A 13,589-nucleotide genomic window follows, 5' to 3' on the forward strand; every position below is an offset into this window, starting at 1 on the left:
CATGACCACGCTTGAAGTCAAGGACCTGCACGTCTCCGTCGTCTCCGCCGAGGACGGCACCGACATCCCGATCCTCAAGGGCGTCAACCTCACCGTGAAGTCGGGGGAGACGCACGCGGTGATGGGGCCCAACGGGTCGGGCAAGTCGACGCTGTCCTACGCGATCGCCGGACACCCCAAGTACACCGTGACGTCCGGTTCGATCACGCTGGACGGCGAGGACGTCCTGGCGATGAGTATCGACGAGCGCGCCAGGGCCGGACTGTTCCTGGCCATGCAGTACCCGATCGAGGTGCCCGGGGTGTCGATGTCGAACTTCCTGCGCACCGCGGCCACCGCGGTGCGGGGCGAGGCGCCGAAGCTGCGGCACTGGGTCAAAGAGGTCAAAACCGCGATGAGCGATCTCGACATCGACCCGACGTTCTCCGAGCGCAGCGTCAACGAGGGCTTCTCCGGCGGCGAGAAGAAGCGTCACGAGATCCTGCAGCTCGGCCTGCTGAAGCCGAAGATCGCGATTCTCGACGAGACCGACTCGGGTCTCGATGTCGATGCGCTGCGCATCGTCAGCGAGGGTGTCAACCGCTACGCCGAGGCCGAGAACGGCGGCGTGCTGCTCATCACGCACTACACCCGGATCCTGCGCTACATCCAGCCGCAGTTCGTCCACGTCTTCGTCGGCGGCCGGATCATCGAGTCAGGCGGCCCCGAGCTCGCCGACGAGCTCGAGGAGAACGGCTACGAACGCTTCACCCACGCTCCGGCGGCGGGATCCTAGGCGGCGCGATGACGGCCTCCACGGAACGCCCGGCGCTGGCGGTGGACCTCGAGACGGTGCGGGCGGACTTCCCGATCCTGTCGCGGGTGATGCGCGGCGGGAACCAGCTGGCGTATCTCGATTCGGGTGCGACGTCGCAGAAGCCGCGGCAGGTGCTCGACGCCGAGCGTGACTTCCTCACCACGTCCAACGGCGCGGTGCACCGCGGCGCGCACCAGCTGATGGAGGAGTCCACCGACGCCTACGAGCAGGGCCGCGCCGACATCGCGGCGTTCGTCGGCGCCGACACCGACGAGCTGGTGTTCACCAAGAACGCCACCGAGTCGATCAACCTGGTGTCGTACGCCCTGGGGGACAACAGGTTCGGGGGCCGCGCCGTCGGGCCCGGCGACGTCATCGTCACCACCGAGCTCGAACACCACGCGAACCTGATCCCGTGGCAGGAGCTGGCCCGCCGCACCGGTGCCACGCTGTGCTGGTACGGCGTCACCGACGACGGGCGCATCGACCTCGACTCGCTGCAGCTCGACGAGCGCGTGAAGATCGTCGCGTTCAGCCACCACTCGAACGTCACCGGCGCGATCGCCCCGGTCGCCGAACTGGTGGCTCGGGCCAAGCGGGTGGGCGCGCTCACGCTGCTCGACGCCTGCCAGTCGGTGCCGCACCAGCCCGTCGACTTCCACGCGCTCGACGTCGACTACGCCGCATTCTCGGGGCACAAGATGCTGGGCCCCACCGGGATCGGCGTGCTCTACGGCCGCCGTGAGCTGCTCGACGCGATGCCGCCCTTCATCACCGGCGGGTCGATGATCGAGACGGTCACGATGGATGCCACCACCTACGCCCCGGCCCCGCAACGCTTCGAGGCGGGCACCCCGATGACGTCGCAGGTCGTCGGACTGGCCGCCGCCGCACGCTATCTCGACGCACTGGGCATGGACGCCGTCGAGGCGCACGAGGCCCGACTGGTCGAAGCCGCGCTCGACGGGCTGGCCGGTATCCCGGGTGTCCGGGTCGTCGGGCCCACCGACATGGCCGACCGCGGTTCGCCGGTGAGCTTCGTCGTCGAGGGCGTGCACGCCCACGACGTGGGGCAGGTGCTCGACGACGAGGGCGTCGCCGTGCGGGTCGGGCACCACTGCGCGTGGCCGCTGCACCGCCGGTTCGGCATCAGCGCCACCGCCAGGGCGTCGTTCGCGGTGTACAACACGACCGACGAGGTGGACCGGCTGGTCGCGGGGATCAAGCGGGCCGTCGAGTTCTTCGGGCGGGATTGAGCGCACCGTGCGGATGGAGCAGATGTACCAGGAGGTGATCCTGGACCACTACAAACACCCGCACCACCGAGGGCTGCGCGAACCCTTCGGCGCCGAGGTGCATCACGTGAACCCGACGTGCGGTGACGAGGTCACGCTGCGGGTGGCGCTGTCCGGCGATGGCAGGACCGTGGAGGACATCTCCTACGACGGGCAGGGCTGCTCCATCAGCCAGGCCGCGACGTCGGTGCTCACCGACCAGGTGATCGGTCAAAGTGTCGCGCAGGCACTGTCGACCGTCGCGGCGTTCACCGAGATGGTCTCGTCCCGCGGCGCCGTCGAGGGCGACGAGGATGTGATCGGCGACGGCGTGGCATTCGCGGGCGTGGCCAAGTACCCGGCGAGGGTGAAATGTGCGCTGCTGGGCTGGACGGCTTTCAAGGCCGCGCTGGCGCAGGCGTCGGAAGAATTCGAGGAGGCAGGATGACCGCACCCGATGAGCTGTTGGCCGATCTGGAGGAGGCGATGCGTGACGTCGTCGATCCCGAACTCGGCATCAACGTCGTCGATCTCGGCCTGGTGTACGGGCTGAACATCGAGGAGGGCGACGGCGGCAACGTCGCGCTGATCGACATGACGCTGACCTCGGCGGCGTGCCCGTTGACCGATGTGATCGAAGACCAGTCGCGCAACGCGCTCGTGGGTGCGGGACTGGTCGACGAGATCAAGATCAACTGGGTGTGGAATCCGCCGTGGGGCCCGGACAAGATCACCGAGGACGGCCGCGAACAACTGCGGGCGCTCGGCTTCACCGTCTGACGCGTCGATTTCACCGGTCAGCGGACCGCACCGGGGCACAATGACCTAATGGTCACCGTTCCTGCGGCGGTGTGGCGCGGCGGGCCGGTCGTCCGTGCACTGACCGTCGGCGCCGCAGTGGGCGTATTCCTCGGCGTGCTCGCCTGGCTCGACTCGGGTCTGCTGGTGGCCGGCGTGGTCGTCACCGTCGTGGTCGGTGGGGGCTACGGCATCTGGATGCAACGCCGCATGGCGCGGTTCTGGCCGGGCGCCGCGGCGCTCACCGCCGACGAGCGGGTGGCCGTGGCCCGCGCCGCCCGCCGTGGCGAACCCGTCGGGTCACCGGGCCTGGCCGAGGCGCTCGTCGAGTACGGATCGGGGATGCGCGCGGCTGCCGAGACGGCACGGCCGTACCGCTGGGTGATCCCGCTGGTGCTCGTCGTCGGCGTGGGCATGGCCGTGTGGGACGCGTTCTACGGCACCTGGGGCAACGCCGTGGTCTCGGCCATCTACCTGGTGCTGCTGCTGCTCGAGGTGTTCTGGTGGCCGCGGCAGCAGCGGCGACTGCTGGCCAACGCCGAGCGCGCCGCCGCCGCGTAATCGCACGGCCGGCCCGGATCCCTGGTAACCCATTCGGTATGAGCCCCGATTACGTCGCCACCCGCAGGCAGCTGCGCGGTGTCGCCGAGAGCCTGATCGCCGGACCGCAGCATCGCGCGGCGGGCACCATCCGCCTGGCGGTGCGGCCCGACGGCTTCACCGGTGTCGCGCTGCCGATCGCCGTGCACGGCACCGAGCTGGTGTGGCAGCACGGCAGCGCCGCGCTCGCCGGGCCGGTGGGCGCGCTGGCCACCGCCGCGGGCGTGACGGCGGGACCACCCGAAGGCGTCTACGACGTCGTCGACCCGCTGGCCGCCGATGCGGTGCTCGACATCGACCCGGCGGCGGCCGACCTGCTGTACCGCAGCCTCTACGCTGGCGGATTCGCCATCAAACACGTTCTGCCCGAACAACATCCGGTGCTCTGGCCGGAGCACTTCGACGTCGCGGTCACCGAGGACGAGGTGAACTACGGAGTCTCCGCCGGCGACGACCACCACCCGATGCCGTACGCCTACGTCGGCCCGTGGACCGCACGCCGGGGGGCGTTCTGGAACGCATCGTTCGGAGCGCTGCTGGCGCTCGACCCGGCCGACGACGTGGACGAACTGGCCCGCCGGGTCGCGGAGTTCTTCGCCGAGGGCCGGACCCGCGCATCAGACCGCTGACCCGCGGGCGGGCAGGCGTGAACCGGCCGGCCGCGGGGAACAAGCATGGTGAACCCAACGTTAGGACAGTCGTGGCAACGCAAGACATCACCGCAGAGCAGTTCAACGACACCATCAACGACAACGACATCGTGCTGGTGGACTTCTGGGCGTCGTGGTGCGGCCCGTGTCGCGCGTTCGCGCCCACCTTCTCGGCCTCGTCCGAGAAGCACCCCGACGTCGTGCACGCCAAGGTGGACACCGAGGCCGAGCAGGCGCTGGCGCAGGCCGCCGACATCCGCTCCATCCCGACGCTGATGGTCTTCAAGAAGGGCAAACTGGTGTTCAACCAGGCCGGCGCGTTGCCGCCGGCGGCTCTGGAGGACCTGGTGCAGAAGGTCAGGGAGTTCGACGTCGACGCGGCGATCGCCGCCCAGGACGACGGCGCGCAGGCCTAGCTGCTCGGGGGCCGGTGCACGGCCCCGCGATAGCGTGCTCGGGTGACCGAAGCACAGCAGTTCGTCCTCGTCGACCGGCCGCGCCCGCAGGTGGCTCTGGTGACCCTCAACCGGCCCGAGCGCATGAACTCGATGGCGTTCGACGTCATGGTGCCGCTGCGCGACGTACTCGCCGAGCTGAGCCACGACAATTCGGTACGCGCGGTGGTGCTGACCGGCGCGGGCCGCGGGTTCTCCTCCGGTGCGGACCACAAGTCGGCGGGGTCGGTGCCGCACATCGACGGGCTGACCCGGCCGACGTTCGCGTTGCGGTCCATGGAGGTCCTCGACGAGGTGATCCTGGCGCTGCGCAAGCTCCACCAGCCGGTGATCGCGGCGGTGAACGGCGCCGCGATCGGCGGCGGCCTCTGCCTGGCGCTGGCCGCCGACATCCGCGTCGCGGCGACCGGTGCCTATTTCCGTGCCGCGGGCATCAACAACGGCCTGACGGCCAGCGAGTTGGGTCTGTCCTACCTGCTGCCCCGCGCGATCGGCTCGTCGCGGGCGTTCGAGATCATGCTCACCGGTCGCGACGTCGACAGCGGGGAGGCCGAGCGGATCGGCCTGGTGTCCCGGACGGTGCCGGAGGACGAACTGCTCGAGGTGTGCTTCGACATGGCCGAACGCATCGCCGCGTTCTCCCGTCCCGGTGTCGAGCTGACCAAGCGCACGCTGTGGTCCGGGCTGGATGCCGGCAGCCTCGAGGGGCACATGCAGGCCGAGGGGCTGGGCCAGCTGTTCGTGCGACTGCTGACCGCCAACTTCGAGGAGGCGGTGGCGGCGCGCGCGCAACGACGCCCCGCGGTCTTCACCGACGACAAGTCCTAGCCTCCTCGCGCCGGTTCATGGCGCACTCGTCCGCGGTCGACCCGGCGGCGCCGAAAGGTAGCCCTAAACCCCGGTAGCGAAGGCGCTAATCTTCCCCTTTGCAAGTAACGCCGAGCGCCGCGACGGGCGGTTTCGCCCGCGAAGTCCAAGATCAGTTCCTTTGCTGGCCGCCGGTGCGCAACCGTTCGGGTTCGTTGCCATACTTGCGTTCCGATTGGGCGGTAACCGCTGTGGCGCCCGCCGAAATGCCCGCTGAGCAGCATCTTTTGACTGCCTGCCGTCGAACCGGCCCGGGACACGTACGGTTCGCACGCCCCTTTAGGTTGTGCTAACTTGCCGCAATTGACTTTGCCGTTGGCGTGACCTGCAGATGTCCTGGATGCCAGAAGAGGTAGGAGCTTCGTGATCGACAGGCCCATGACGCCCATCGCCGTCGTCGGGATGGCGTGCCGGCTGCCCGGCGGTATCGAGTCGCCCGCCGAACTGTGGGAGGCCCTGCTGCGCGGCAGTGACCTGGTCACCGAGGTGCCGGTCGACCGGTGGGACGCCGACGACTTCTACGATCCGGAGCCCGGTGTGCCCGGCCGGTCGGTGTCCAAGTGGGGCGGCTTCCTCGACGACGTCGCCGGATTCGACGCCGACTTCTTCGGCATCAGCGAGCGCGAAGCGACCGCCATCGACCCGCAGCACCGCCTGCTCCTCGAAACAGCTTGGGAGGCGGTCGAACACGCCGGTATCGCACCCGCATCGCTGGCCGGCAGCCAGACCGGCGTCTTCGTCGGCATGACGCACAACGACTACCAGTTGGTCACCGCCGAGGCCGACGCCATCGCCGGACCCTACGGATTCACCGGCAGCAATTACGGTCTGGCCTCCGGACGGATCGCCTACCACCTCGGCGTGCACGGCCCGGCCTTCACCGTCGACTCCGCATGCTCGTCGGCGCTGCTCGCGGTGCACATGGCGTGCCGGAGCCTGCACGACGGCGAGAGCAGCATGGCGCTGGCGGGCGGGGTCAACGTGCTGCTCGAGCCCCGCAAGATGGCCTCGGGCTCGGCGCAGGGCATGCTCTCCGCGACGGGTCGGTGCCGGGCGTTCGACGTCGACGCTGACGGCTTCGTCTCCGGTGAGGCAGCGGTGATGCTGCTGTTCAAGAGGCTGCCGGATGCGCTGGACGACGGGGACCGCGTGCTCGCGGTGATCCGTGGCACCGCGACGAACCAGGACGGCCGCACGGTCAACATCGCCACCCCGTCGCCGGCCGCCCAGGAGTCCGTCTACCGGGCCGCGCTCGCCGCAGGCGGCGTCGACCCGGTCACCGTCGGTTACGTCGAGGCGCACGGCACCGGAACCCCCGTCGGCGACCCCATCGAATACACCAGCCTCGCGAAGGTCTACGGCACGGCCGGACGGTGCGTCCTCGGGTCGGCCAAGACGAACCTCGGACACGCCCAGTCGGCGTCGGGTGCGCTCGGCCTGATGAAGGCGGTACTGGCGCTGCAACACGGGCAGGTGCCGCCGAACCTGCACTTCAACCGGCTCCCCGAACAGATGGCGGAGGTGCAGACCGGGCTGTTCGTGCCGCAGACGGCGACGCCCTGGCCCATCGAGGACGACCACCCGCGCCGAGCCGCCGTGTCGTCCTATGGCCTGTCCGGAACGAATGTGCACCTGGTCGTCGAACAGGCCCCGAGCGTGGCCGCACCCCGGATCGTCGAGGGGAACGACTCGACCGCACGCGACCTGAGCGCACCGTGGTTGTTCCCGCTGTCGGCCACCTCGCCGGAGTCGTTGCGGCAGACGGCGGCACGGCTCGCCGACTGGGTCGACGCCCGGCTCGGCGGCGATCCCGCGGATCTCCGGGACCTGGCCTACACGCTCGCCCGCCGCCGCGCGCACCGCACCGTGCGCACCGCGGTGTTGGCAGGCAGCGCAACCGAACTCGTCGATGCCCTGCGTCGGGTGGCGGCGGGCGACACCCCGCCGCAGACGCCGGCAGTCGACACCGGTCAGGGCGCCGTATGGGTGTTCTCCGGCCAGGGGTCGCAATGGGCCGCGATGGGTGCGGCGCTGCTGGCCGCCGAGCCGCGCTTCGCCGAGGCCGTCGCCGAGGTCGAGCCGCTGATCGCCCGGGAGTCGGGTTTCTCGGTGACCGAGGCGATGTCGGCGCCCGAGACGGTCACCGGCATCGACCGGGTACAGCCCACCGTGTTCGCCGTCCAGGTCGCCCTCGCGAGAACGCTTGCCGGACACGGGGTTCAGCCTGCAGCGGTGATCGGGCACTCGATGGGCGAGGCGGCGGCAGCCGTCGTCGCCGGCGCTCTCACGCTCGCCGACGGTGTGGCCGTGATCTGCAGGCGGTCCCGGCTGATGCAGGCCGTCGCCGACTCGGGCGCGGCACCGGGTGCGATGGCTTCGGTGGAGCTGCCCGCCCAGCAGGTGCTCTCCGAACTGGCCGCCGCCGGAGCCGCCGACGTGGTGCTGTCGGTGATCGCCTCGCCGCAGTCGGCGGTGGTCGGCGGTGCGAGGTCGACGATCCGCGCTCTGGTCGCGGCCTGGGAGGAGCGCGGGGTGATGGCCAGGGAGGTGGCGGTCGACGTCGCCTCGCACTCGCCGCAGGTCGATCCGATCCTCGACGAACTCACCGACGCCCTCGAGGACCTCGAGCCGTCGGAACCGTCGATCCCGTACTACTCGGCCACGCTCTACGACCCGCGGGAACCGGCCGACTACGACGGCTGGTACTGGGCGGACAACCTGCGGCACGCGGTGCGGTTCGCCGCCGCGGTGCAGGCGGCGCTCGAGGACGGGTTCCGCGTCTTCGCCGAGCTCTCGCCGCACCCGCTGCTGACCCACGCGGTCGACCAGAACGCCAAGGCCCTCGACGTCTCGATCGCGGCGCTGGCGACGATGCGCCGCGGGCAGGAGACGCCGCACGGACTGCGCGACGTCCTGGTCGACCTGTTCAGCGCCGGAGCCGAGATCGACTTCACCGCGCTCTACCCCGACGGCGTGCTGGTGGACGCGCCGCTGCCGGTGTGGACACATCCGCGTCTGATGCTCAGTGCCACGCCGCGGGGCGCCGTGGCGGGCGCGCAGACGGTGGCGGCTCATCCGCTGCTCGGCGCGCACGTGCGACTGCCCGAGGAACCGGAGCGCCATGTCTGGCAGTCCGACGTCGGCACGGCGACCCAGGCGTGGCTGGCTGACCACCGCGTGCACGACGTCGCCGCACTGCCCGCAGCGGCCTACTGCGAGATGGCACTGGCCGCAGCGCGCGCCGCGCTCGGCGACACCGCCGAAGTGTGCGACCTGACCTTCGACGAGATGCTGCTGCTCGACGACGCCACCCCGGTGTCGGCCGCCGCCACGATGACCCCGTCCGGGACACTCGACTTCACCGTCGACACCTACGCCGACGGGGACCGGGTCCGCCGCGCCACCGCCCGGCTGGCTCCGGCTCCGGAACCACGCCACACGCCCACTCACGACATCGAGCAGCTGCTCGCCGCGCACCCCGTGGCGGTCGACGGACCGGCACTGCGCGCGTGGTTCGACGCACACCACATCCAGTACGGACCGGCGTTCGCCGGCGTGACCGCGGCGCACACGTCCGATGGGGGCGACTCGGTGCTCGCCGAGGTGGCGCTGCCGGGAGCCGTGCGCTCGCAGCAGAGCGCGTACGGCATCCACCCCGCACTGCTGGACGCGTGCTTCCAGGCCGTCGGCGCCCACCCGCACCTGCACGCGGACCGGTCGGGGACCATCATGCTCCCACTCGGCGTGAGCCGCCTCCGGGTCAACGGCCCGGTGCGCGCCGCACGCTACTGCCTGGTCACCGTGACAGCCGCCACCGCGACAGCGGTCGAGGCGGATCTCGACGTCCTCGACGAGACCGGCGCGGTGCTGGCCGAGGTCACCGGCCTGCGGCTCGGTACGGGCCTCTCGGCGGATGCCCGCCGCCGACGGGTGCTCGACGACCGGCTCCTCACCGTCGACTGGCGCCCGATGGAGGTGCCGGCCGGCGGCGCCGCCGAAGCCGGCCGCTGGTTGCTCGTCAGCGCGTCCGCCGACGCGCGCACCGCAGCGCTCGCCGAGGCGTTGCTGGCCCGCGGCGCCGATGTCCGCACCACCGCGGCCCCGGCCGTCGCACCCCACGAAGCCGGCGGTTGGCTGCATGAAGGGCTAGTGGCGCAACCACATTCGGCAGTGGTCCTGGTGACGTCCGGTTCCGCTGCCGATCCGCAGTCGGACCGGTCCGCAGACTCGGTGTCGCAGGTGGTGCGCATCGCGCGCGAGATCGCCGACGTGCAGGGTGACGTGCCCCGGCTGTACGTGCTGACGGAGAACGCCCAGACGGTCGACGCCGGAGACGTCGCCACCCTCACCCACGCCGGGTTGCGCGGCCTGATGCGGGTGCTCGCGATCGAACAACCCGCGTTGCGCGCCACCCAGGTCGACGTGGACGCCACCACCGAGCTGTCCCTGGTGGCCGCCCAGCTGCTGTCGGATTCCGACGAGGACGAGACCGCGTGGCGGGCCGGCGCCTGGCACGTGGCACGCCTGAGCCCGGGCCCGCTGCGTCCCGAGGACCGGTACGCCCGGACGGTCAAGTACGACAGCGACGGCGTCCGGGTACAGATCCGCAAACCCGGCGACCTGCAGTCACTCGAGCTCGTCGCCTTCGACCGGCGCCCACCCGGCCCCGGCCAGATCGAGGTGGCGGTGACCGAGTCGAACCTCAACTTCGCCGACGTCCTGGTCGCATATGGGCGGTACCCCTCGTTCGAGGGCCGGCTGCCGCAACTCGGCGCCGACTTCGCCGGAGTGGTCACCCGGGTGGGACTCGGTGTCACCGACCACCGTCCGGGCGACCGCGTCGCCGGCGTCGCGGCCGGCGGGGCCTGGAGCACGTTCGTCACGTGCGACGCGAACCTGGCGGTCACCCTGCCCGCCGGTGTGCCGGAACGCCGCGCGGCCGCCGTGCCCAGCGCCCACGCCACGGCGTGGTACAGCCTGCACGACCTGGCGAGGATCTCGTCCGGCGACAAGGTGCTGATCCACTCGGCGACGGGCGGGGTGGGCCAGGCGGCCATCGCCATCGCCCGTGCCGCCGGCGCCGACATCTACGCCACCGCGGGCAGCCCCGCCAAGCGTGAACTGCTGCGCAGCATGGGGATACGGCACGTCTACGACTCGAGGACCGTCGAGTTCGCCGAACTGATCAGGCGCGACACCGACGGCTACGGCGTCGACATCGTGCTCAACTCGCTGCCCGGCGCCGCCGCCCGGGCGGGCCTGGAACTGCTGTCGTTCGGCGGCCGGTTCGTCGAGATCGGCAAGCGGGACATCTACGGCGACACCAAGTGGGGGCTGTACGCGTTCAGGCGCAACCTGGCCTTCTTCGCCGTTGACCTGGCGCTGCTGACGTTGACCAGTCCGGACACCGTGCGGCGGGTGCTCGAGACGGTGTTCGGCCAGATCGCCGACGGCGTGCTGCCGCCACCGGAGACCACCCACTACCCGCTGACCGACGCGGCGTCGGCGATCCGGGCGATGGGCTCGGCCGAGCACACCGGCAAGCTCGTGCTCGACATCCCGCAGGACGGCCACAGCCGGGCGGTGACGCCGCCCGAAGAGGTCGCCACCTTCCGCGCCGACGGCTCCTACGTGATCAGCGGCGGCATGGGCGGCCTCGGGCTGTTCCTCGCCGAACGGATGGCGGCGCACGGGTGCGGCCGGATCGTGCTCAACGGACGGTCCGCGCCCGGCGCCGCGGCGTCGGCTGTCATCGACCGAATCCGGCGCAGCGGCACCGAGATCGAGGTCTGCCTCGGAGACATCGGCAGCCCCGACACCGCGGAGCGGGCCGTCGCGGCCGCCACCGCGACGGGACTTCCGGTGCGCGGCGTGCTGCACGCCGCGGCGGTGCTGCAGGACGCCACGCTCGGCAACATCACCGACGACCTGATTGAGCGGGTGTGGGCGCCGAAGGTGCTTGGCGCCTGGCATCTGCACGAGGCGACGCTCGACCAGCCACTGGACTGGTTCTGTTCCTTCTCGTCGGCGGCCGCGCTGGTCGGCTCGCCCGGACAGGGCGCCTACGCCGCGGCCAACAGCTGGCTCGACGGCTTCACGCGCTGGCGCCGGGCACGCGGTCTGCCCGCGCACTCGATCGCGTGGGGTGCGTGGGCCGAGATCGGCCGCGGCCAGGTGCTGGCGGAAGACGCCGCGATGGCGATCGCGCCGGACGACGGCGCCCATGCGCTGGAGACGCTGTTGCGGCACAACCGCGCCCACACCGGCTACGCCCCGGTCGCCGGTGCGGCGTGGCTGACCGGGTTCGCGCAGCGCAGCAAGTTCGCCGAGGCGTTCCGGAATGCCGGCGACGGCCGACAGGCGGGCAGTTCCTTCCTCAGCGAGCTACGCAACCTGCCCGCCGAGGAGTGGAGTGGGCGGCTGCGCCGGCTGATCGCCGACCAGATCGGTCTCATCCTGCGCCGCACCGTCGACCTCGACCGTCCGCTCGCGCAGTACGGCCTCGACTCCCTCGGCGTGCTCGAGGTCCGCACCAGGATCGAGGCGGAGACCGGGATCAGGGTCGCCACGAGCGACATCACCACCGCGCGCGCCCTCGCGGAGCATCTGGCGACGGTGCTGGCGGACGAGCATGTGCCGGCGGTTGTCTCGTGAGGAGGAGGAGCCGATGGTCGCGTTGAGATCCGTCCACGACTGGGCGGGGGAGCCGGGCGAGGTGGTGTCCTGGCACCCGTCGCCGGCCACGATGGCCAAGATCGGCAACGCGCCGATCAGTGCGGTCCCGCCGAGTTACCAGCAGGAGCAGCACATCCGGACCTTCCTGCGGCGGAAAGCCGCCGGTGCGGACATGGCGCGCCTGAACATCCCGGCGTGGGACATGCCGGGCCAGTGTGACCTGCGTGCGATGACGCACGTCCTCAACGCCTACGTCCGGCGGCACGACACCTATCACAGCCGGTTCGAGATGGCCGCCGACGGCGGCATCGTCCGGCGAACGCTGCAGAATCCCCGCGACCTCAAGTTCGTGCCGACCGCGCACGGTGAGATGGCGGCCGCGCAGTGGCGCGAGCACATCCTCGGCACGCCCGATCCGCTGCAGTTCGACTGCGTCAACTTCGGGATCATCCAGCGCAAGAACCACTTCACGTTCTACATCAGTGTCGACCACGTCCACACCGACGCGCTGTTCATGTGCCTGGTGCTCGTCGAGATCCACATGATGTACCAGACGCTGGTCACCGGTGGGGCGCCGTTCGCCCTGGAGGACGCGGGCAGCTACGACGACTACTGCCTGCGCCAGCGTGAGTACACCTCGGCACTGACCCTGGATTCACCCGAGGTCCGGGAGTGGGTCCGGTTCGCCGAGGACGGCGACGGCATCCTGCCGCGCTTCCCGCTGCCGCTGGGCGACCTCTCGGTCCCGTGCGGCGGCGACATGGTGGTCGTCCAGTTGCTCGATGCCGCGCAGACCCGGCGCTTCGACGCGGTGTGCACCAACCTCGGCGTTCGGTTCAGCGGGGGAGTCTTCGCCTGCGCCGCCCTGACCGACCACCAGTTCACCGGCGCGCCGACCTATCACGTCGTCACCCCGGTGACCACCCGGCGGACCACGGCGGAGTTCATGACCACCGGGTGGTTCGCCGGCCTGGTGCCGATCACCGTGCCGGTCGACGCGCAGTCCTTCGCCGACACCGCGCGCAGCGCGCAGTCGTCCTTCGACAGCGGGTCGCACCTCGCGCACGTACCCGTCGAACGGATCCTCGAACTCGCCGCAGGGCCGCTGGGCATGCGCGCGCCGGGTCCTGGCGCCGCGATGGTGTCCTACCTCGACGCCGCCCTTCCGCCGTTGTCCCCGGCCATCATCGCGGAGTGGGAGGCGATGAACGGAAAGTTGTTCTGCGACAGCCGATCCGCTGATCAGATCGGGATGTGGGTGAACCGCACCGACCGGGAGACCGTGGTGACCGTCGCGTTCCCCGACAATCCGGTCGCGCGGGACTCGCTGCAGCGGTACCTGCAGGCGATGAAGAGCGTGTTCGCGCGGGTCGCCGACGGCGACGGCGCGACGGCACCCGCGGCGCACCGCCATGGGATGACACGACACCACAGCACATCTCGTCCCGGACTGACGCCGGTCGCCGGGGGCTGA

General features: G+C 70.9%; 10 protein-coding genes. All 10 read left to right on the forward strand.

The window, feature by feature from the left end; all coding sequences use genetic code 11:
• The first annotated feature begins 1 nt into the window (after position 1).
• The 10 genes from sufC to H7I41_RS17350 all read left to right on the forward strand — a co-directional run bounded on the left by sufC (position 2) and on the right by H7I41_RS17350 (position 13,589).
• Positions 2-775: a Fe-S cluster assembly ATPase SufC gene (gene sufC / locus H7I41_RS17305; protein WP_264013832.1), complete on the forward strand. Its 774-nt coding sequence runs from the start codon at positions 2-4 to the stop codon at positions 773-775.
• An 8-nt stretch (positions 776-783) separates the two neighbouring features.
• Positions 784-2,052 carry a cysteine desulfurase gene (locus H7I41_RS17310; RefSeq protein WP_264013833.1) on the forward strand — a complete coding sequence of 423 codons (1,269 nt, stop codon included), beginning with the start codon at positions 784-786 and terminating at the stop codon, positions 2,050-2,052.
• Positions 2,053-2,059: 7 nt separating this feature from the next.
• A complete protein-coding gene (gene sufU, locus H7I41_RS17315) occupies positions 2,060-2,518 on the forward strand; it encodes a Fe-S cluster assembly sulfur transfer protein SufU (RefSeq protein WP_302916445.1) in 459 nt (152 codons plus the stop codon).
• A complete protein-coding gene (locus tag H7I41_RS17320; protein WP_264013834.1) occupies positions 2,515-2,850 on the forward strand; it encodes a metal-sulfur cluster assembly factor in 336 nt (111 codons plus the stop codon). The genes sufU and H7I41_RS17320 overlap by 4 nt, the downstream gene beginning before the upstream one ends.
• Positions 2,851-2,898: 48 nt before the next feature.
• Positions 2,899-3,429 carry a hypothetical protein gene (locus H7I41_RS17325; protein ID WP_264013835.1) on the forward strand — a complete coding sequence of 177 codons (531 nt, stop codon included), beginning with the start codon at positions 2,899-2,901 and terminating at the stop codon, positions 3,427-3,429.
• 38 nt (positions 3,430-3,467) lie between these two features.
• Positions 3,468-4,097 (forward strand): hypothetical protein, encoded by a 630-nt coding sequence (locus H7I41_RS17330; RefSeq protein ID WP_264013836.1) that lies wholly within the window; start codon positions 3,468-3,470, stop codon positions 4,095-4,097.
• Between the two features lie 71 nt (positions 4,098-4,168).
• Positions 4,169-4,534, forward strand: a complete 366-nt coding sequence (gene trxA / locus H7I41_RS17335; RefSeq protein WP_264013837.1) for a thioredoxin — start codon at positions 4,169-4,171, stop codon at positions 4,532-4,534.
• A gap of 42 nt (positions 4,535-4,576) precedes the next feature.
• The gene (locus H7I41_RS17340) at positions 4,577-5,401 is read left to right on the forward strand and encodes an enoyl-CoA hydratase (protein WP_264013838.1); all 825 of its coding nucleotides are present in this window, start codon (positions 4,577-4,579) and stop codon (positions 5,399-5,401) included.
• A 417-nt stretch (positions 5,402-5,818) separates the two neighbouring features.
• Entirely contained in the window at positions 5,819-12,094 is a 6,276-nt protein-coding gene (pks2, locus tag H7I41_RS17345; protein ID WP_276009027.1) for a sulfolipid-1 biosynthesis phthioceranic/hydroxyphthioceranic acid synthase, read from the forward strand.
• 13 nt (positions 12,095-12,107) lie between these two features.
• Positions 12,108-13,589: a condensation domain-containing protein gene (locus H7I41_RS17350; protein WP_264013839.1), complete on the forward strand. Its 1,482-nt coding sequence runs from the start codon at positions 12,108-12,110 to the stop codon at positions 13,587-13,589.

Origin of the sequence: [Mycobacterium] manitobense (genome assembly GCF_025821665.1) — a bacterium.
Taxonomy (GTDB): domain Bacteria; phylum Actinomycetota; class Actinomycetes; order Mycobacteriales; family Mycobacteriaceae; genus Mycobacterium; species Mycobacterium arseniciresistens.